Source organism: Mycobacterium sp. TY814, assembly GCF_030755175.1.
Classification (GTDB): Bacteria; Actinomycetota; Actinomycetes; order Mycobacteriales; family Mycobacteriaceae; genus Mycobacterium.
Map to the genome: position 1 here is coordinate 1,806,504 of NZ_JAUFRY010000001.1, position 20,238 is coordinate 1,826,741.

At 67.3% G+C, this 20,238-nt stretch carries 17 protein-coding genes and 1 pseudogene; 8 read left to right on the forward strand and 10 right to left on the reverse strand.

What is annotated here, in order from left to right; translation table 11 throughout:
- Positions 1-31: 31 nt before the first annotated feature.
- The gene (locus QXH22_RS07810; protein WP_306275991.1) at positions 32-817 is read left to right on the forward strand and encodes a beta-phosphoglucomutase family hydrolase; all 786 of its coding nucleotides are present in this window, start codon (positions 32-34) and stop codon (positions 815-817) included.
- Positions 814-3,186, forward strand: coding sequence for a glycoside hydrolase family 65 protein (locus QXH22_RS07815; protein ID WP_306275296.1), 2,373 nt, complete (start codon positions 814-816; stop codon positions 3,184-3,186). The genes QXH22_RS07810 and QXH22_RS07815 overlap by 4 nt, the downstream gene beginning before the upstream one ends.
- 10 nt (positions 3,187-3,196) lie before the next feature.
- On the opposite strand, the gene QXH22_RS07820 is transcribed toward QXH22_RS07815, so the two are convergent.
- Together QXH22_RS07820 and QXH22_RS07825 are read right to left on the reverse strand one after the other, a co-directional pair.
- On the reverse strand, positions 3,197-3,826 hold the full coding sequence (locus QXH22_RS07820; RefSeq protein WP_306275298.1) for a C39 family peptidase: 630 nt from the start codon (positions 3,824-3,826) through the stop codon (positions 3,197-3,199).
- Positions 3,827-3,923: 97 nt separating this feature from the next.
- Positions 3,924-4,493: a TetR/AcrR family transcriptional regulator gene (locus tag QXH22_RS07825; RefSeq protein WP_306242137.1), complete on the reverse strand. Its 570-nt coding sequence runs from the start codon at positions 4,491-4,493 to the stop codon at positions 3,924-3,926.
- 61 nt (positions 4,494-4,554) lie between these two features.
- Between QXH22_RS07825 and QXH22_RS07830 the strand changes: the two genes are divergently transcribed.
- Together QXH22_RS07830 and QXH22_RS07835 are read left to right on the forward strand one after the other, a co-directional pair.
- Positions 4,555-5,460, forward strand: coding sequence for a TauD/TfdA family dioxygenase (locus QXH22_RS07830; protein ID WP_306275299.1), 906 nt, complete (start codon positions 4,555-4,557; stop codon positions 5,458-5,460).
- Positions 5,461-5,525: 65 nt separating this feature from the next.
- Entirely contained in the window at positions 5,526-6,425 is a 900-nt protein-coding gene (locus QXH22_RS07835; RefSeq protein ID WP_306275300.1) for a TauD/TfdA family dioxygenase, read from the forward strand.
- 29 nt (positions 6,426-6,454) lie between these two features.
- On the opposite strand, the gene QXH22_RS07840 is transcribed toward QXH22_RS07835, so the two are convergent.
- The 3 genes from QXH22_RS07840 to guaB form a co-directional block, all read right to left on the reverse strand.
- Positions 6,455-8,191: a GMC oxidoreductase gene (locus QXH22_RS07840; protein WP_306242141.1), complete on the reverse strand. Its 1,737-nt coding sequence runs from the start codon at positions 8,189-8,191 to the stop codon at positions 6,455-6,457.
- Between the two features lie 122 nt (positions 8,192-8,313).
- On the reverse strand, positions 8,314-9,441 hold the full coding sequence (locus QXH22_RS07845) for a GuaB3 family IMP dehydrogenase-related protein (RefSeq protein WP_306244410.1): 1,128 nt from the start codon (positions 9,439-9,441) through the stop codon (positions 8,314-8,316).
- Positions 9,442-9,449: 8 nt separating this feature from the next.
- Entirely contained in the window at positions 9,450-11,039 is a 1,590-nt protein-coding gene (guaB, locus tag QXH22_RS07850; RefSeq protein WP_306242142.1) for an IMP dehydrogenase, read from the reverse strand.
- A gap of 191 nt (positions 11,040-11,230) precedes the next feature.
- Between guaB and QXH22_RS07855 the strand changes: the two genes are divergently transcribed.
- Positions 11,231-11,644, forward strand: coding sequence for a DUF5319 domain-containing protein (locus QXH22_RS07855; protein WP_065135424.1), 414 nt, complete (start codon positions 11,231-11,233; stop codon positions 11,642-11,644).
- 212 nt (positions 11,645-11,856) lie between these two features.
- Here QXH22_RS07855 and QXH22_RS07860 read toward each other — a convergent pair.
- The 3 genes and pseudogenes from QXH22_RS07860 to QXH22_RS07870 form a co-directional block, all read right to left on the reverse strand.
- Positions 11,857-12,765: pseudogene (locus QXH22_RS07860) on the reverse strand (anti-sigma-D factor RsdA); the annotation flags it as partial.
- Complete coding sequence (gene sigD, locus QXH22_RS07865; RefSeq protein ID WP_055579203.1) at positions 12,758-13,333, reverse strand: ECF RNA polymerase sigma factor SigD; 576 nt, start codon at positions 13,331-13,333, stop codon at positions 12,758-12,760. The pseudogene QXH22_RS07860 and the gene sigD, both read right to left, overlap by 8 nt.
- A gap of 80 nt (positions 13,334-13,413) precedes the next feature.
- Positions 13,414-14,259, reverse strand: coding sequence for a hypothetical protein (locus QXH22_RS07870; RefSeq protein ID WP_306244412.1), 846 nt, complete (start codon positions 14,257-14,259; stop codon positions 13,414-13,416).
- Between the two features lie 349 nt (positions 14,260-14,608).
- Between QXH22_RS07870 and QXH22_RS07875 the strand changes: the two genes are divergently transcribed.
- The 3 genes from QXH22_RS07875 to QXH22_RS07885 all read left to right on the forward strand — a co-directional run bounded on the left by QXH22_RS07875 (position 14,609) and on the right by QXH22_RS07885 (position 18,539).
- Positions 14,609-16,081 carry a PPE family protein gene (locus QXH22_RS07875; protein ID WP_306242144.1) on the forward strand — a complete coding sequence of 491 codons (1,473 nt, stop codon included), beginning with the start codon at positions 14,609-14,611 and terminating at the stop codon, positions 16,079-16,081.
- Between the two features lie 438 nt (positions 16,082-16,519).
- Positions 16,520-17,773, forward strand: a complete 1,254-nt coding sequence (locus tag QXH22_RS07880) for a PPE family protein (protein ID WP_306275302.1) — start codon at positions 16,520-16,522, stop codon at positions 17,771-17,773.
- Between the two features lie 457 nt (positions 17,774-18,230).
- Positions 18,231-18,539 (forward strand): WhiB family transcriptional regulator, encoded by a 309-nt coding sequence (locus tag QXH22_RS07885; RefSeq protein ID WP_306242146.1) that lies wholly within the window; start codon positions 18,231-18,233, stop codon positions 18,537-18,539.
- A gap of 62 nt (positions 18,540-18,601) precedes the next feature.
- On the opposite strand, the gene QXH22_RS07890 is transcribed toward QXH22_RS07885, so the two are convergent.
- Positions 18,602-19,138 (reverse strand): peroxiredoxin-like family protein, encoded by a 537-nt coding sequence (locus QXH22_RS07890; protein ID WP_306244414.1) that lies wholly within the window; start codon positions 19,136-19,138, stop codon positions 18,602-18,604.
- 49 nt (positions 19,139-19,187) lie between these two features.
- Positions 19,188-20,114, reverse strand: coding sequence for an LLM class F420-dependent oxidoreductase (locus tag QXH22_RS07895; RefSeq protein ID WP_306244416.1), 927 nt, complete (start codon positions 20,112-20,114; stop codon positions 19,188-19,190).
- Between the last annotated feature and the right edge of the window lie 124 nt (positions 20,115-20,238).

Genomic DNA, 20,238 nt, shown 5'->3' on the forward strand with positions numbered 1-20,238 from the left:
TCGCCAACTACATGGAAGCGGGGTTGTGCCAGTGGTATCTGCGCTCGGTCTGCCGGAGAAAGTGCGCGCCTGCCTGTTCGACCTCGACGGTGTGCTCACCGACACCGCGAGCGTGCACACCAAGGCGTGGAAGGAGATGTTCGACGCCTTCCTGAAGCAGCGCGCCGAGCAGTCCGGAGGAGAGTTCGTTCCCTTCGACGCCGACTCCGACTACCGCCAGTACGTCGACGGCAAGAAACGCGAGGACGGCGTCCGGTCCTTCCTGCAGAGCCGTGACATCGAGCTGCCCGACGGTGGTCCCGACGATTCCGCCGATGCCGAGACCGTCCACGGCCTGGGCACCAGGAAAAACGATGCCTTCCAAGCGGTTCTGCACAAAGACGGTGTGAAGGTGTTCGACGGATCGCGCCGCTACCTGGAGGCGGTCCAGGAGGCGGGCCTGAAGATCGCGGTCGTGTCGTCGAGCGCCAACACCCGCGACGTGCTCGAGATCACCGGGCTGGACCGCTTCGTCCAGCAGCGGGTGGACGGTGTGACGTTGCGCGAGGAGGACATCGCCGGCAAGCCGGCCCCGGACTCCTACCTGCGCGGCGCCCAGCTGCTGGACGTCGAGCCGGACGCCGCCGCGGTCTTCGAGGACGCGATCTCCGGTGTGCAGGCCGGACGGGCCGGTAACTTCGGACTCGTGGTGGGTGTCGACCGCGTCGGTCAAGCCGACGAGCTGCGCGACAATGGCGCCGACGTGGTGGTGACCGATCTCGCCGAACTGCTCGGTGGCGAAGAACAACCCGATGACGACGACGGGGAAACAACATGATCTCTGAGGAAGCGTTTCCGGTTGAGCCCTGGCAGATCCGCGAGACCCGACTCAATCTGAATCTGCTGGCACAGTCGGAGTCTCTGTTCGCATTGTCCAACGGGCACATCGGATTACGCGGCAACCTCGACGAGGGCGAACCCTACGGCTTACCGGGCACCTACCTGAACTCCTTCTATGAGATCCGGCCCCTGCCCTATGCCGAGGCCGGGTACGGATATCCCGAAGCCGGGCAGACGGTCGTCGACGTGACCAACGGGAAGATCATCCGGTTGATGGTCGACGATGAGCCGTTCGACGTCCGCTACGGCGAATTGCTGGACCACGAGCGGATTCTCGACCTGCGCGCCGGGACGCTGACCCGCTGCGCACACTGGCGCTCCCCCACCGGCAAGCAGGTCAAGGTGACGTCCACCCGGCTGGTGTCCCTGGTGCATCGCAGTGTCGCCGCGATCGAGTACGTCGTAGAAGCCATCGACGATTTCTCCCGCGTCACCGTGCAGTCCGAACTGGTCACCAACGAGGACCAGCCGGAGACCTCCGACGACCCCCGGGTAGCGGCCATCCTGGAACACCCCCTGGAGGCCGTCGATCACGAAATCACCGAGGGCAGAGCGCTTCTCATGCACCGCACCCGCAGCAGCGCGCTGATGATGGCGGCGGCGATGGATCACGAGGTCGAGGTTCCGGGCCGGTGCGAGATCAGCACCGACGTCCGCGCGGACCTGGCGCGCACCACGATCATCTGCGGTTTGCGGCCCGGGCAGAAGCTACGCATCGTCAAGTACCTCGCGTACGGCTGGTCCAGCCTGCGGTCGCGCCCGGGACTGCGCGACCAGGCCGCCGCGGCGCTGTCCAGCGCCCGCTACAGCGGCTGGCAGGGACTGCTGGACGGACAGCGCGCCTACCTGGACCTGTTCTGGGACGCGGCCGACGTCGAAGTCGAGGGGGATCCGGAAAGCCAGCAGGCCGTCCGGTTCGGGATGTTCCACCTGCTGCAGGCCAGCGCCCGGGCCGAACGTCGGGCCATCCCGAGCAAGGGCCTCACCGGGACCGGTTACGACGGCCACGCCTTCTGGGACACCGAAGGTTTCGTGCTGCCGGTGCTCACCTACACCGTGCCGCACGCCGTCGCCGACGCGCTGCGCTGGCGCGCCTCGACGCTGGACCTGGCCAAGGAGCGGGCCGCCGAACTCGGCCTGGACGGCGCGGCGTTCCCGTGGCGCACCATCCGTGGTCAGGAGTGCTCCGCGTACTGGCCGGCCGGCACGGCGGGCTGGCACATCAACGCCGACATCGCGATGGCCTTCGAGCGCTACCGCATCGTCACCGGCGACAACTCGCTGGAAGAGGAGTGCGGCCTGCCGGTGCTGATCGAGACCGCGCGGCTGTGGATGTCGCTGGGTCACCACGACCGGCACGGCGTCTGGCATCTGGACGGGGTGACCGGCCCCGACGAATACACCGCGATCGTCCGGGACAACGTCTTCACCAATCTGATGGCGGCCAACAACCTGCGCATCGCCGCTGATGCCGCCAAGCGTCATCCCGACAAGGCCGGCGCGCTGGGCGTCACCACCGAGGAGATGGCGGCGTGGCGCGACGCGGCCAATGCCGCCCACATCCCCTACGACGAGGAGCTGGGCGTCCATCAACAGTGCGAAGGTTTCACCACGTTCGCCGAGTGGGACTTCCAGACCAACACCACCTACCCGCTGCTGATGCACGAGGCCTACGTGCGGCTCTACCCGGCGCAGGTGATCAAGCAGGCCGACCTGGTCCTGGCGATGCAGTGGCAGAGCCACGAGTTCACTGCCGAACAGAAGGCCCGCAACGTCGACTACTACGAGCGGCGGACGGTCCGCGACTCGTCACTGTCGGCCTGCACCCAGGCGGTGATGTGCGCCGAGGTCGGCCACCTGGAACTGGCCCACGACTACGCCTACGAGGCCGCGCTGATCGACTTGCGCGATCTGCACCGCAACACCCGCGACGGTCTGCATATGGCCTCACTGGCCGGGGCGTGGACGGCGCTGGTGGGCGGCTTCGGCGGACTGCGCGATGACGAGGGCGTCCTGTCCCTCGACCCGCAACTGCCCGACGGCATTTCGCGGTTGCGATTCCGCTTGCGCTGGCGTGGTTTTCGCGTGACGGTGGACGCCGACCACGAGAATGTCACCTACACCTTGCGCGACGGCCCGGGCGGTGAGCTGGTCATCCAGCATGCCGGTGAAGAACTCACCTTGACCACCGAGGAGCCCACCACCATCGCGGTGCGACCGCGCGAGGCGCTGCTGCCCCCGCCACCACAGCCGCCGGGCCGCGAGCCGCTGCACCGGCGATCGCTGGCACGGACGAGCGCGGGCTGACGGCCACCGGTCACTTGGCTATGACGGCGAAGTGGCCACTGGTGGCCCACGACGCTTCGAAGACGGAGAAGGGAACCACCTCGTCGCGGCCGTAGTCGACGCCACTGTCGTTGAGGTGCACGACATTGGCCCCGGTGTCGATGCCGGTGACGACGACGAAGTGGTCTTCGTGGGCATGGTCGCCAGGCTGATTCCACAGCGTCTCTCCGTTGACCGCGGCGAGCACTTTGCGGCCGGCACCCAGCTCCGGTGCCAGCGTCCCAATGGTGAACTGGCCCCTGACGCTCGGAATACCGTAGTGCCCCAACAGAACTGCCACGTCCCAAGGGTCGGTGCCGTTGCCGTTGAAGATCGGTCCGGTCCCAGCCGAGTTCGGGGTGTTCGCCGCCACCGCCTTGACCTCGTCCTCGCTGGGTTCGTTGCCGGTGAGCTGACCGACCACGTCGGCCACCGCGACCTCGGCGCACGCCATGTTGTCGTGCTGACGGCGCCAGAATGGTGCTGCCGCTGCGGGATCGCCATACATCCGGGCTCCCCCCGGATTAGCCTGTGCCGCAGCGGGAAACGTGATTACCGATGCAGTGGCCAGCGTTAACAGCGCGCCGGCGAGCCCCAACCGCTTTGATGCCTTCGTTTTCATGATGCAAAGGATCCGCCGAAGCGCTGGCCAGAACTTTGGGAAATCCCTGCAAAATTCTTGCGCCGCAGGCAGCGCAGTTCTCGGCGGCGCCGCGAAATCAGTCGGGCTGGACCATGCGGGTCAACTCGGCATCGACGGACTGCCGCAGCTCGGCATCGGCCAGGTCGTCCAAACCTGTCGACGCCCGAAGGAACGGCTCGAACAGCCGCCAGCCGAACTGCAGGGCAGCGGCATTGGCGACCGCCAGCCGCGCGCTGCGATCGTCGGGAAAATTCGGGCGCACCGCCTCGAGCAGCTGCGCCATGCCGGGAAACTGAGTCTGCAGCTGCCCGATCGGGTAACCGTCCAGCACGGTGCGGGCGATCACCCGCAGATGCCGCTCGGTGGCTTGCTCAACCTCTGCGTCCGGGACGCCACGTTGCCGCGCCGCGGTGGTGGCCGCACCCAGGTGGTCGAGCACCGCGCCGACCAGCTTTTCCTTCGTACCGAAGTGACGAAAAACCAAGCCGTGGTTCACCTTTGAGCGGGCGGCAATGTCGCGGATCGAGGTCGCGGCGGGTCCTCGCTCGGCGAACAGATCAGCGGCCGCCTCCAGCACCGCGGCCGCCACCTCTTCTCGCCCGGTGGGAATCGCGCCGCGCGAAACACTTGCCGCCCGTGTAGTCACGCGTCTACGTTAGCGGAGGTAGTCAATTGACTACAGCAGTCGGCCCGAATAGGACAACACGATGACAAATACGGTTACCGTCACCAAGCTGAGCAGCCGGATCGGCGCTCGCCTCGACGGGGTGCGCCTGGCCGGCGACCTGGACCAGGACACGGTCGACCAGATCCACCAGGCGTTGCTCACCCACAAGGTCATCTTCTTCCGGGGCCAGCATCACCTGGACGACGCCGGCCAGCTGGCATTCGCCGAGTCACTGGGCACCCCGGTCGGCCACCCGGCCGCTAAAGCGTTCGGCGCCGGAGGCGCCCTGGGCCCGATCATCACGCCGATCAACTCCGAGTGGGGCAAAGCAACTTCCTGGCACACCGACATGACCTTCGCCGCCAACCCGCCGGCGGCCTCGATCCTGCGGGCGATCACATTGCCCGGTTACGGCGGCACCACCCTGTGGGCGAACACCGCTACCGCCTACGACGCCCTACCCGGGCCGCTCAAGGATCTTGTCGAGAATTTGTGGGGTCTGCATACCAACAAGTTCGACTACGCGATCAGCGAGGCGGACCTGGAATCGTTGAGTGATGCCCAGCGGGCCATGGTGACCGGGTTTCAGCAGCCGGATTTCCGCACCGAACATCCGGTGCTGCGGGTACACCCGGAAACCGGCGAACGCACCCTGCTGGCCGGCAATTTCGTGCGCCACCTCATCGGGTTGGACCCGCACGACTCCGACGTTCTGTTCGACCTGCTGCAGTCGCGGATCACGCAGCCGGAGAACACCATTCGCTGGAGCTGGGAGGCCGGCGACGTGGCGATCTGGGACAACCGCGCCACTCAGCACCGCGCCGTCGACGACTACGACAACCAGCACCGGCTCATGCACCGCGTCACACTGCTCGGCGACGTCCCGGTCAACGCCCGCGGCGAGCGCAGCCGGGTGATCAGCGGCGCCCCCCTTGCCGTGGCGTAGTCAGGTGACTACACTCGCTGCTATGTAGTCAGTTGACTACATCCCTCTTCCGTGAAGGAACAGCGATGACAACCCTGATAGCAGTCGACAAGCTGGGCAGCCGCATCGGCGCGCAGATCAACGGCGTTCGCCTGGGCGGCGACCTCTCCCCGGCAGTCGTGGCGGAGATCCGCGCCGCACTGCTGACCCACAAGGTGATCTTCTTCCGCGACCAGCAGCACCTCAACGACCAGCGGCAACTCGAGTTCGCCGCCCTGCTCGGCACCCCGATCGGCCACCCGGCGGCCACCGCTCTCGCACCGGACGCGCCAGTCATCACCCCGATCAACTCCGACCTCGGCAAGGCCAATCGCTGGCACACCGACGTCACGTTCGCCGCCAACTACCCGGCCGCTTCGATCCTGCGGGCGGTCTCGCTGCCCAGCTACGGCGGTTCGACGCTGTGGGCCAACACCGCGACGGCCTATACCGACCTGCCCGAGCCACTGAAGTGTCTGGCCGACAACCTGTGGGCGGTGCACTCCAACCGCTACGACTATCTGGACAAAGCGATCCGCAACGAGCAGCTGACCGACCTGCAGCGCGCGTTCCGGCAGGCGTTCGAGATGCCCGACTTCCAGACCGAGCACCCCGTGGTGCGGGTACACCCCGAGACCGGGGAGCGGACCCTGCTGGCCGGCGACTTCGTGCGCAGCTTCGTCGGGCTGGACAACCGCGAGTCCAGCGCCCTGTTCGACCTGCTGCAGAACCGGATCACCGTGCCGGAGAACACGATTCGCTGGAATTGGCAGCCGGGTGACGTGGCCATCTGGGACAACCGGGCCACCCAGCACCGGGCCGTCGACGACTACGACGACCAGTACCGGCTGATGAACCGGATCACGTTGATGGGCGACGTGCCCGTGGATGTCTACGGACAGCGCAGCCGAGTGGTCAGCGGGGCGCCGCTGGCGCTGGTGAGCTGACGGGTGAGCCGATCAGCCGGTCTTCATGATCAGCCGGTCTTGCTGACCGGGTCGATCGGCAGCCACCGCAGCGCGCCCGGCGCGTCGGCGGGCACCACCGGATTCTCCGGCGCGATCGGGTCCAGCCTCCGGTAGGAGTCGCCCTGCAGCGGCCGCTCGTCGTTCTGGCCCTTGTTGGGCCAGAGCGACGCTGCCCGCTCGGCCTGCGCGGCGATCGACAGCGACGGGTTGACGCCCAGGTTCGCCGAGATGGCCGCGCCGTCGACGACGAACAGCGACGGGTAGCCGTACACGCGGTGGTAGGGATCGATGACGCCGTTCGACGGGCTGTCACCGATCGCCGCGCCGCCCAGGAAATGGGCGGTCAGCGGGATGTTGAACAACTCGCCCCAGGTGCCGCCGGCCACGCCGTCGATCTTCTCCGCGATGCGGCGGGTCACCTCGTTGCCCACCGGGATCCAGCTCGGGTTCGGCTCGCCGTGCCCCTGCTTGCTGGAGAACCAGCGGATGCCGAGCCTGCCGCGTTTGGTGAACGTGGTGATCGAGTTGTCCAGGTGCTGCATCACCAGCGCGATCGTGGTGCGCTCACTCCACTCCTTGGGGTAAAGCATCCGCAGCATCAGCCTGGGGTTCGCGCGGGCCTGGTCCAGCAGCTGACGCCAGCGCGGCACATCGGTGCCCTGCGGTCCCGAGCCATCGGTCATCAGCGTCTGCAGCAGGCCCATCGCGTTCGATCCCTTGCCGTAGCGGACGGGTTCGACGTGGGTGTCGCTGGTCGGGTGGATCGACGAGGTGATCGCCACGCCGTGGGTCAGGTCCAGGTTCGGATCCACCTTTAACGTCGCCGCGCCGACGATGGATTCGGAGTTGGTGCGCGTCAGCACGCCGAGCCGGTCGGACAACCGCGGCAGCTTGCCTTTGTCCCGCATGTTGAACAGCAGGTGCTGAGTACCCCAGGTGCCGGCGGCCAGGATCAGGTGCGAGGCGGTGTAGGTGTGCCGATCGCGGCGCACCCAGCTGCCGGTGCGGACCGTCTTGACCTCCCACAGCCCGTCGGCGCGCTGCTCGAATCCCTTCACCGTGGTCATCGGAATCACCTGCGCGCCAGCAGATTCCGCGAGCGCGAGATAGTTCTTCAGCAACGTGTTCTTGGCACCGTGCCGGCAACCCGTCATGCAGCATCCGCATTCCATGCAGCCGGTGCGCGCCGGTCCCGCGCCGCCGAAATACGGGTCGGGCACCGTCTGCCCCGGCGTCTGCTTGCCGTCGGGACCGAAGAACACCCCGACCGGGGTGGGCACCCAGGTGTCGCCGCAGCCCATCTCGTCGGCGACCTCTTTGAAAATGCGGTCGGCATCGGTGAAGGTCGGGTTGTAGACCACGCCGAGCATCCGCTGCGCCTGCTGATAGTGCGGCATCAGCTCGTCACGCCAGTCGGTGATGTCCTTCCACTGCTGATCGTTGAAGAACGGGTCGGGCGGGATGTACAGCGTGTTCGCATAGTTCAGCGAGCCGCCGCCTACGCCGGCACCGGCCAGGATCATCACGTTCTTCAGCGGATGGATGCGCTGAATGCCGTAGCAGCCCAGCTTCGGCGCCCAGAGAAACTTCCGCAGGTCCCACGAGGTTTTGGCGAAGTCCTTGTCTTCGTACCGACGGCCGGCTTCGAGCACCCCAACCCGGTAGCCCTTTTCCGTCAGGCGCAGCGCGCTGACACTGCCACCGAAGCCTGAACCGATAATCAAGACGTCAAAGTCCGGTTTCATCGGAGCAGTATGACCCGCTTTACATCGGGCGCGTCAAGCAGTCTGCCGAGCAGACGCAAAATCGCGTGTTTTGGCGCTACAACGTGCGATTTCATGTCTGCTCGCGACAGAACCGGGCCCCCTCAGCTGGCGACCGTCAGGCCGACCTTCTGGAACTCCTTGAGGTCGCAATAGCCCGCCTTGGCCATCGACCGGCGCAGACCGCCAACCAGGTTCAAGGTGCCGAACGGATCGTCGGAGGGCCCGTTGAGAACGCGCTGCAGCGGCGGGCGCTCGCCGACCGCGATCTGCAACAGAGCACCGCGTGGCAACGACGGGTGCGCGGCGGCCGACGGCCAGAACCAGCCTTCGCCCAGCGCCTCGGCCGACTCGGCCAGCGGCGTGCCGAGCATCACCGCGTCGGCGCCACACGCGATGGCCTTGGCCAGCTCGCCGGAGGTGTGGATGTCGCCGTCGGCCAGCACGTGCACGTAGCGGCCGCCGGTCTCGTCGAGGTATTCGCGCCGGGCGGCGGCGGCGTCGGCGATCGCGGTGGCCATCGCCACGCTGATGCCCAGCACCTCGTCGGTGGTGGTCACCCCGCGGGTGGAGCCGTAGCCGACGATCACCCCGGCCGCGCCGGTGCGCATCAGGTGCAGCGCGGTGCGGTGGTCCTGCACGCCGCCCGCGACGACCGGGATGTCCAGCTCCGAGATGAAGGTCTTGAGGTTCAGCGGCTCGCCATCGCTGGCGACGCGTTCGGCCGAGACGATCGTTCCCTGGATGACCAGCAGATCCACGCCGGCCTGCAGCAGCACCGGGGTCAGCGCCTGCGCGTTCTGCGGGCTGAGCCGCACCGCGGTGGTGACGCCGGCTTCCCGGATGCGGGCCACCGCCGCACCGAGCAACTCAGGGTTCAGCGGGGCCGCGTGCAACTCCTGCAGCAACCGGATCGCCGCCGACGGCTCGGGTTCTTTGGTTGCGGCCTCGATGAGCTGGGCAATCTTTGCCTGCACATCAGAGTGCCGCCCGATCAGCCCTTCGCCGTTGAGCACCGCCAGCCCGCCGAGCCGGCCGAACTCGATGGCGAACTCCGGGGACACCAGGGCATCGGTCGGGTGCGCCAGCAGCGGGATCTCGAACCGGTAGGCGTCGAGCTGCCACGCCGTCGACACATCCTGTGACGAGCGGGTGCGCCGAGACGGCACGATGTTGATCTCACTGAGTTCATAGGTACGACGGGCGCTACGGCCCATGCCGATCTCAACCATGGTCACCGTCAGCGGGCGTAGTAGTTCGGCGCTTCGACGGTCATCGCGACGTCGTGCGGGTGGCTCTCCTTGAGCCCGGCGGGCGTGATCCGGACGAATTGCGCCTGCTGCAGCACCTCGATCGTGGGCGAGCCGGTGTATCCCATTGCCGCACGCAACCCGCCGGTCAACTGGTGGATCACCGAACCGAGCGGGCCGCGGAACGGCACCCGCCCTTCGATGCCCTCGGGCACCAGCTTGTCTTCGGACAGCGCGTCGTCGGCGAAATAGCGGTCTTTGGAATAGGACTTCGCTCCACCCCGGCCTTGCATCGCACCCAGCGAGCCCATGCCGCGGTAGCTCTTGTACTGCTTGCCGTTGACGAAGATCAGCTCGCCGGGCGCCTCGGCGGTGCCGGCGAGCAGCGAGCCGAGCATGGCCGCCGACGCGCCCGCGGCCAGCGCCTTGGCGATATCGCCGGAGTACTGCAGCCCGCCGTCGGCGATCACCGGCACACCCGCGGGGCGGCATACCGCGACCGCCTCCAGAATCGCCGTGATCTGCGGTGCGCCGACACCGGCGACCACCCTGGTGGTGCAGATCGAACCGGGCCCGACGCCCACCTTCACGGCGTCGGCGCCGGCGTCGACCAGCGCCGCGGCCGCCGAGCGGGTCGCGACGTTGCCGCCGACCACGTCGACCCGGTCGCCCACCTCGAGCTTGAGCTTGTTCACCATGTCCAGCACCAGCCGGTTGTGCGCGTGCGCGGTATCGACCACCAGCACATCCACCCCGGCGTCGACCAGCATCATCGCGCGCACCCAGGCGTCGCCGCCGACGCCGACAGCCGCTCCGACGAGCAGCCGACCGTCGCTGTCCTTGGTGGCCAGCGGGTGCTGCTCGGTCTTGACGAAATCTTTGACGGTGATCAGCCCGGTCAGCCGGCCGTGGCCGTCCACGATCGGCAGCTTCTCGATCTTGTTGCGGCGCAGCAGGCCCAGTGCCGCCGAGGCGCTGACCCCCTCCTGAGCGGTGATCAGCGGCGACTTGGTCATCACCTCGGCGACCTGCCGGTTCTGGTCGACCTCGAAGCGCATGTCGCGGTTGGTGATGATGCCGACCAACGCGCCGTCGTCGTCGACCACGGGCAGACCGGAGATGCGGAACCGCGCGCACAGCGCGTCGACCTGAGCCAGCGTGTTGTCCGGGCGGCAGGTGACCGGATCGGTGACCATGCCGGCCTCGGAGCGCTTCACCATCTCCACCTGGCCCGCCTGTTCGGCGACGGGAAGGTTGCGGTGCAGCACGCCCATACCGCCGGCGCGCGCCATCGCGATCGCCATCCGGGATTCGGTGACAGTGTCCATCGCCGAGCTGACCAGCGGCACCTTGAGACGGATCCGCTTGGTGAGCTGGCTGGAGGTGTCCGCGGTGGCCGGCACCACATCAGAGGCCGCGGGCAGCAGCAGGACATCGTCGAACGTCAGGCCCAGCATCGCGATCTTGTGCGGGTCGTCGCCTCCGGTGGGCACCGCGTCTCCGGACAGGCCGCCCACGCGCACGTACGGGCTGCCGACCAGGTCGGAGCTGTCTTCGAGGCCGGACATGCCACGGGACATCGGCGGGGCCCTCCAAATGCAGGCTGGGGTAAGAAAGATCATCCTATCGGCTTCCGGGGACAGCCCGACTCGCGACTTCGCTGTGTCATCTGGGTAGCGGCGCCGACGCGCCACGGTGCCGTGCCCGGGGGCCTGGGGCGCGCCCCGGCAATTTCTGGCGTTATCACTACCGGCCTGCGTAGGCTATGGGGGTGCGTGACCACCTCCCGCCGGGTTTGCCTCCCGATCCCTTCGCCGACGACCCCTGTGACCCGTCGGCGGCCCTGGAGGCCGTCGAGCCGGGTCAGCCGCTCGACCAGCAGGAACGGATGGCCGTCGAAGCGGATCTAGCGGACTTGGCGGTATACGAGGCATTGTTGGCGCACCGCGGGATCCGCGGCCTGGTGGTCTGCTGTGACGAGTGTCAGCAGGACCACTACCACGACTGGGACATGCTGCGGGCGAACCTGCTGCAACTCCTCATCGACGGCACGGTGCGTCCGCACGAGCCGGCCTACGACCCCGAGCCGGACGCCTACGTCACGTGGGACTATTGCCGCGGGTACGCCGACGCCTCGCTCAATGAAGCGACGTCGGACGCCGACGGTTTTCGCCGCCACCTCTGAGGCGCGCGCTCCCTGATTGAAGGCCTGATTTAAGGCGCAGTGCCGCCCGGGAACGGTGTTCTCGGGGTAGCCGGCCCGGAAGTCCTGTCCCACAGTTGCCCCGACGGCGTCGACGGAGCCGGTGAAGCCGCTCCCGCCGCCGGCGAGTTCGGCGTGACCGATGTACCCGGCTTGGGCTTACTTGTGGTGGTCGGCGTCGCCGTGCCGTCCCTCGTCGCAGGTGACGGCGATGTCGACGGCGTGGTGGTCGACGCGTTGGGCTTCGTGGTGGTGGGTGTCGTTGACGGGCTGGGCGCCGTCGTGGTGGCCGGCAGCGGCGTGGTGGTGGGGGTCAGTGTCGTGGTGGGGGTCAGTGTCGGAGTGGTCGAGTCGACCGGTTCCGTCGGCTCCGGCGACGTCGATCCCTCGACCGCCACCGGGGGTGACGCCTCGGTGGCAGGCGCCAGCGGCTGTGGCGTCCACGAATTCGCCGGGGCATCGGGAACCGCCAACTTGGTGGAGGGCGGCGAGGCGGGGCGGGCCGTCGCGTTGGGGTCGCGCTTTTCCACCTTGGTGTTGAGCTGATTCACCTCTTCGAGCAGGCCCTGCCGGCGGCCACCGTCGTTGACGGCCTGCAGCGTGCTGCTGACTTCGGCCAGTTGGGTCTGCGCCTGGGCCCACTGACCCTGGGCGATCATCTGCTCCACCTTGGCCAGGTCGGCCTTGGCGGACAGCACGATCTGATCGTCACTGACCCGCGGCTCGTTGAACATCATGGCGTGCAGGCCGTACAACAGGTCGCCGGGCCGGGCGTCGCCGACGACCGCACCGAATCCGCTGAGGATCAGCAGGGTCGCGGCCACGGAGCCGACGGCGGCGAGGCCGCGCTGGCCATGGCTACGGTCCATCATCCCGTCGCGCAATGCGTCCTCGGCCTCGTCCTGGGAGACCAGCGCACTCGCCGGCGGCCAGCGAAGGTCGTCGCGCCATTCACCCAGCAGTGCCGTCAGTGCCTGGTCGTTCAAGTCGTCGGAACCGCCGAATGCGCCCTCGGTGCGTGCCGCGAGCGCGTCGAGGAGCAGATCGGTGTGGGCCACCTCGTCCAGCGCCGGACGATCATTGCCGAAATCAGAACTACGCATATTCACCTGCCGCGACGATCTCGTCTCTCAACCGTTGAAGGGCGCGGTGTTGCGCCACCCGAACGGCACCCGTCGTGCTGCCGACGGCGGCAGCGGTCTCCTCCGCGCTCAGACCCACCACCACGCGCAGGATCAGGATCTCTCGTTGCTTGGCCGGCAGAATTTCCAGCAATTCGTTCATCCGGGTCACCGAGTCGGCTTCGATGGCCCGCTGCTCCGGACCGGCATCAGAAGACCGGCGCTCGGGCACCTCTTCGGCGGGGTAAGCCAGGTCGCGGCCGGCGGCCCGGTGGGCGTCGGCGACTTTGTGCGCCGCGATGCCGTACAGGAAAGCCAGGAAGGGCCGCCCTCGGTCCCGGTAGCGCGGCAACGCCGTGATGGTCGCCAAGCACACCTCCTGAGCCACGTCATCTGCAGACAGTCCGCCACGTTCGACGGTGCCGACGCGGGCTCGGCAGTATCGGACGACGATCGGACGGATGGTCTCCAGCACCTCCCGAAGCGCGTTCCGGTCCCCCGCAGCGGCCTCCACAACCACTGCGTCGAGACGTTCTCCCTGCATTGTCATCGACGGTGGTTTCTCCAAAGTCACAGACGGGACTCATCCCGGGCTAACTCGCTGAGCGACAATAACGGGCGGACAGAAGGTCAAGCAGTACGCCAGGTCCCGCCGGCGCGTTGTACTTCACCTGCGCAAATATCCCGAATTTCGACGAGTTCGGGCAGCCCCTGTGGCTCAACCGTGACGCTTCCGGTATCGATCAGCAAGCAAGCCAGCGCCCACCGAAGCGGGTTCAGGCCCAGCGGTTCAGCGGCCTGAAGTGCCTGTTCCGCCACCGACCGGGCCCGATCGAGCGCCCCGGCGCTGCACAGCGCGGCAGCCAGCACCACGTCGCTTTTGACGCGGTGCCGCGCGGACCCGCCGGTCATGGACTGTGCCTTCTGGACCGCTTCTTCCGCGCGGCGCACGGCGGTCGAGCCGTCACCGGAGGCCATGGCCAGCTCCGCACCCACCCAGCCTCTGCGCACCGCGAGCCGGTCGGCCGTCTGCGGCGCCAGCACAGCTCCGTCCAGCGCGGCGTCCGCCCGCGTCAGCAACGTCGCCGCCGCGGCAAACCGGCCCACGCCCAGCGCGTCTGCGGCCAGACCGACGAGGGCGTCGGCCCGCGCCTCGGGATCATCGCCCGCCAGCGCGAAGGCCCGCCCGTCCCAGCCGCGCGCCAGGGTGTGCCAGCCCAGCTGGCGCAGAAACGATCCCTGGGTGCTGTGTGCCAGTGACGCGAGCGGGCCGGCAGTGACGCGCTGTCGCAGCGTGGCCAGGTCGGCGTAGGCACTGCCGTAGCGACCCTGACCCCCGGCGGCCACGGCTCGCAGCCACAGCTGCCGCGGTGTGCGCGCGGTCGGAAGTGGCCACTCACCCGGACCGCCCCCGAACGCGGCATCCTCAAATGCCTTGTCGAGCTCAGCAACGCCCGACGCCTCGCGTGCAGTGATGATTTCGCCCCCGCCTGTCGACGCTTCGACAAATCCCGCCGAAAGATTACTGCATGCGGTGGGCAGAATCGCCCGCCGCGTCCCGAAAGTTGAATACAAATTGTGGGTGAACGGCTCCGCTCCGCCCACGAACGAGGGCGATGACACCGCCACTCGGCCCCCGTCACCGGATCACCACGCGATCCGAATTCGAATATTCGAATGGCATTCCGATTTACGGTCAAATTCATTAAGAAAGGGGGCTGACATTTGTTGCCACCGCCATTATGTTTCTTACTGCCATGATTTCGGCGTGATCGGGTCGGCACCCCCGCACGTGAGACGGAACAGGCAGGAAGGACCCTTCGCGATGAGCTTCTTCACGTCCCTGCCAGAGGTCACGTCAGAGCAGATGTTCAGCGGGCCGGGCGCGGGCCCGATGCTGGCCGCCTCTGCGGCATGGGCGGCATTGGCCGATGAGCTGGACACCGCCGCCACTTCGTTCGCTTCACTGATTTCCGACCTGCTGACCTCGGGGTGGCAAAGCCCGGCAGCGAGAACCATGGCCGGTGTCGCCGCGCAGTACGGGGACTGGCTCGACGCGGCAGCCTCCCACGCCGGCGGAGCGGCGGCCGGAGCCCAATCGGTAGCCAGCGTCTACGAAGTCGCCCGGGCCGCCGTGGTGAACCCGATCGCGATCGCGATCAACCGCAACCGTCTGGTGTCGCTGGCGCTGACCAACATCTTTGGCCTCAATGCCCCGGCAATCGCGGCCACTGACGGTGAATACGAAGAAATGTGGGCCACGAATATCGCCGCGATGGTGGGCTACCACGGCGGCGCGAGCGCGATCGCCCAACAGCTGGTGCCATGGCAGAACGCGCTGAGCGGCGTCTGCCGTCAGATCGCGCCGGCAACCGGAGGCGTCGGCGGTACCGCATTGCCACCGGCCCCGGCCGCCACGGCGGTCGAGTACGGACTGATCGCCGGACTCATCGCAACCAGGCTCGGCTCGGGTATCCGGGTGCTGAGCTCGGTCGATACGCTATTCACCGCGACGATGGGGCAGCTGACCAGAGTTGCCTCAGAGCTGAGCGGCCCGGTGTTGATCACCCAGGCGGCGGCGCAGCTTTCCGCCGTGGCGGCGAACCCCGCCCTGCTCACCCGGGCCGCATCGGACATGTCGGCCGTGGCATTCAGTCCGGCGATACTCACCCAGGCGGCAGCGCAGCTGTCGGCCGTCGCGGCCGCACCGACAGCGATCGCCGCCGTTGTCGCCGACCCCGCGCTGGTCACTCAGGCGGCAGCACGCCTGTCGACAATCGTGGCGAACCCCGCTGTGCTGGCGCCGCTCGCTGACCCGACGCTGCTTACCCAGACCGCCGCCCAACTATCGGCCGTCGCAGCCAACCCGGTCCTGCTCACCCAGGCCGCCGCCCAGCTGTCCGCCGTCGCGGCCAACCCGGTCCTGCTCACCGAGGCAGCAGCCCAGATGTCGGCGATCGCGGCAAACCCGGGTCTGATCGCCTCCGTCGTCAGCCCGATCATGCTCACCCAGGCGGCCGGCCAACTGTCCGCCGTCGCAGCCAACCCCGGCCTACTCACCCAAGCCGCCGGCCAACTGTCCGCCGTCGCAGCCAACCCCGGCCTACTCACCCAAGCCGCCGGCCAACTGTCCGCCGTCGCAGCCAACCCCGGCCTACTCACCCAAGCCATCGAACAAGCGGGTGGTGCCATCTCCCTGACCCCGATCTCCATCGACCCGACGCTGATCACCCAAGCCACCACCTTGGCGCCGGTCGCTACCGCACCGGAGGCCGCCGCGCCGGCGTTGCAGGCTTGATCTGCCCACCGGTAAGAGCTTCTGACCGCAAATTGCGGATGACGCTCGCAGCCGGACAATTGCCGACGGTTGGTATGTAACCGCCCGGCCGAACATACCGAAACTGACACTGGGACGCGTTCGACACACAATCGGAATTGTGCGCTGAAAACTTCGCGAAATGGACTCCCGCGTTAAGCGGATCACCATTATCTTTTCTCTTGTCACGATTCCCGGATCAGCGGTGATCGCCGAGCGCTTCAGCCAAAGGATGTGGTGCGTAATGGTGGCGGCCGGAGAGGGAATGGCGGCATCGGTCGGTGGGCGGCGGAGCACCGCCGCGCACACGGCGCCGGGGAGGCGGCAGCAAAGTTCAGACGGGGGTCAGGGTAGATCACCTCGGAGCCGCCATCGCGATGGCGGTCAGGCCGGACGTACCGGCCAGGAAGGAACACTGCGATGAGTTTCCTGGTGTCGTCACCGGAGGTCACTTCAGCCCAGATGTACGCCGGCGCAGGTCCAGCACCCATGTTGGCCGCCGCGGCCGCCTGGGACGGGCTGGCCGACGAATTGGGGTCGGCGGCCAAGTCGTTCACCTCGCTGCTCTCGGACCTGACGGCCTCCGCCTGGCAGGGACCCGCGGCATTGGCGATGGCCGCCGTAGCCAAGACGTACGCCGAATGGCTCGGCGGTGCCGCCAGCCATGCCGGAGGGGCGGCGACGGGCGCCAAAGCTGTGGCGAGCATTTACGAAGCGGCCCGTGCTGCCGTCGTGCATCCGGTCGAGATCGCGGTCAACCGGAACAACGTGGTGTCGCTGGCGATCCACAACATCTTCGGCATCAATGCGCCGGCGATCGCGGCCAAGGAGTTCGAATACGAAGAGATGTGGGCCAGGGACGTGGCCGCGATGGTGGGCTACCACGGCGGTGCCGTCGAGGTGGCGCGGCAGTTGGTGCCGTGGCAGAGCGCGCTGAAATCCCTGCCCGGGCAGGTTGCGGCGGCAACCGGGATCGGAGTGGCTGCGTTGCCGCCGGCGCCCGCGGCCACGGCCGTCGAGTACGGCCTGATCGCCGCCCTGATCGGCGTGGGCGCCATAGGTGCGATTTCGACGGTGGGTGACCAGTTGGGGAAGGTGGGCTACGCCGTCGGTACGGCCTTTGCGCCCGCGACGAAGGCGGTGACAACGGCCGCGGCCGCGGTGGCGGCAAGCGCTAATGCGGCCGTCGCGCCGGTGGCCAAGGCGATCGCCGAGACCCCCGTCGTGGCGGCGGCGAACGCAGCGATCACGCCCGTCGTCCAACAGATCGCGACGTCGGCCAATGGCGTGGTGGCGACCGCGACCGGCCAGCTGTCGGCGATCGCCGGCTCGGCCCAGGACGCACTGGCCCAGCAGCTCGCGACGGTCGCCGCCAACCCGCAGGTCCTGAACAACCTCCTGCAGGCGTCGTTGGCCAATCCCGCGCTGCTCAACCAGATCGTGCCGCTGCTGGCGAATAATCCGGCGCTGGTGACCACCGCGTTCGGGCTCCTGTCCAGCAATCCACAGTTGGTGATGAGTCTGGTGGCGCAGGTGCAGAGCAACCCGGCACTGGCCGCGCAGCTATTCGGGGCATTCGCTCAGCTCCAGGCCAGCAACCCGGCGCTGGCGGCACAGTTGGTGGAGCTGGCTAAGCAACTGGGCAGCCAACTGGGCATCGGCCAGGCTGCCTGAGGCGGGGCGCCCTTTCCCTGCATCACCGCTGCGGTCCAAAGAATGTCCGGGCGGCGGTAACGCACGCGCACCTAAGGTTTCAATCACCGTGATATCTGCGAATCATCGGTAAAAAGTTTGTGCGCTCCGTGTTACCGGAATATTACCCAAGATGGCTTTGGTGGCTATTACAGCTTGCTCACATGACAGCCCTGAGCTGGCGTTTTACCCTGACGAACCGATCCGGTTAGCACACCTAGCCTTCGGCAAAGGCGTCACAGATGAACGCGGAGTTAATTCTCAAACAACGGGCACGTATTTCACCACACCGTGGGCCTATTGACGGCATTTCGATAGCCCACCTAGCGTCTAACGTGTTCGGTGTAGTCATCGGTGACGCCACTGCCATTCAGTTGCACAACTCGCCTCGTTCGCGAGCCTGCCCACTCAGGTGTGCCGTGCAGAGAGGGAATCAGCAATGCCACAGCCGGAACAGCTACCTGGACCCAACGCCGACATCTGGAACTGGCAGTTGCAGGGGTTGTGCCGCGGTGTCGACTCGTCGATGTTCTTTCATCCCGATGGTGAGCGTGGCCGCGCGCGGATGCAACGCGAGCAGCGGGCCAAGGAGATGTGCCGGCGTTGCCCGGTGATCGATGAATGCCGTACCCACGCACTAGACGTCGGCGAGCCCTACGGGGTATGGGGTGGCCTTTCGGAAGCCGAGCGCGACATGCTGCTCAAGGGCTCCCTCGGACGCAACCGCGGAATCCGCCGCTCGGCCTGATTACGGCAAGACGACGCAGGCCCGGGTGGCGTACCCCGGGCCTGTGTTCTGTCGCGCCTGGTTCAGCCGGCAGCCAATCTCAGCAGTTCATCTACCGACCATTGATCGTCGGCGTGATCACCGTATTTGCGCGCGAGTACCGTCGCGTCCGGACCGATCAGGAAGTCGGCGGGCTTACCCAGGTGATTCTCCGTCGGCGCCAAACTTCCGAACATCGATCGCACGGACCCCATCCGGCGTACACCGCGACCGGCGGCGTGCATCGCTCGGGGATGAAGGACCGAACGCAGGGAGGATCCGACTGCGAACTCGCCGTACAACCGGCGATCGGGATCGGCTATCACTGCGAACGGCAAGTCGGCCTGATAGCGGCGAAGCGCCTCGGCGTGCGAATGGAAGACCACCACCTCGGTGATCCCGGCGTCGGCGATCTCTTCGTGCCGGGACGCGATCTCGCGCAGGTGCAGGCTGCAGATAGGGCACGCGGCAAACCGCCGGAACTGAAGATGCACGAGGCCACCGGCAGCGGGAATCGCGACGGCGTCACCGTCGATTGCCGTCACTGTCCGCGCATCGATCAGGTCGCCTACATTCAGCATCACCCGTGCTCCGATCTCCGCCGCTTCACTCCGGGGCAGCGTAACCCCCTCATCCCGCGTCGAGGAGCGGCCGAAGCGCCTCACCCACCGCCGAGACGACGCCCGGGGTGTAACCGTGAGTCGGCAGATTGACGATCACGCCGTCGATGCCCGCGTCGAGGACCCGGCTCTTGATCTGCTCGGCCACCTGCTCGATCGTGCCGGTGACGGCCCGTCCGCCGCGCGCTTCGCCGATGTCCTGAGGTGCGCCGTACCCGTCGACCACCACCGTCAGCAGACAGCTCGTTTCCAAAGTTGCCGGGTCGCGGTCGATTTCGGCACAACGCTGCCGTAGTACCTCGAGCTTGGCCGGCAGGACGTCCATGTCGGCAATGATATTGAGGTGGTCCGCGTACCGGGCGGCCAGCCGGAACGTCTTCTTTTCGCCGCTGCCGCCGAGCATGACCGGAATATGGTCTCGATAGCGTGGCTCGTTGATCGCGTTCTCGGTCCGATACCACTTGCCGGAGAAGCTGGGCCGCTCGCCGTGGAACATGGGCACGATGATCTGCAGCGCCTCGTCGAGCTTTTCGAACCGCTCGGTGAAGGTGTCGAAGTCGAAGCCCAGCTGCCGGTGTTCCAGCTCGAACCAGCCGGCCCCGATGCCGAGGATCGCACGTCCCGCACTCACCACGTCCAGCGTCGTGACCTCCTTGGCCAGCAACGTCGGGTTGCGGTAGGTGTTGCCGGTCACCAACGTCGACAGCTGCACGCGCTCGGTGGCGGTCGCCAGGGCACCCAGCGCCGTGTAGGCCTCCAGCATGGGTTCATCCGGTTCGCCCAGCCCGGGCAATTGGTAGAAGTGGTCCATCAACAGCACGGTGTCGAATCCGGCACTCTCGGCCTCCTGCGCCTGCGCCTTCACGGCGGGGAACAGGTCGGCGACCGGGGTGCCGTAGGAGAAGTTGGGAATCTGCAATCCGAGTCGAATGGTCATGTAGTGGTGTAACCACACCTGGCCGGGATTAAGTCCCGGTTCGGCCGGATCCGTTGCACCGCGGCGCATTGTCACCACCAACATTGCGGGTGGATGACCGGCACGAGTCGATCTCGTTGCACAT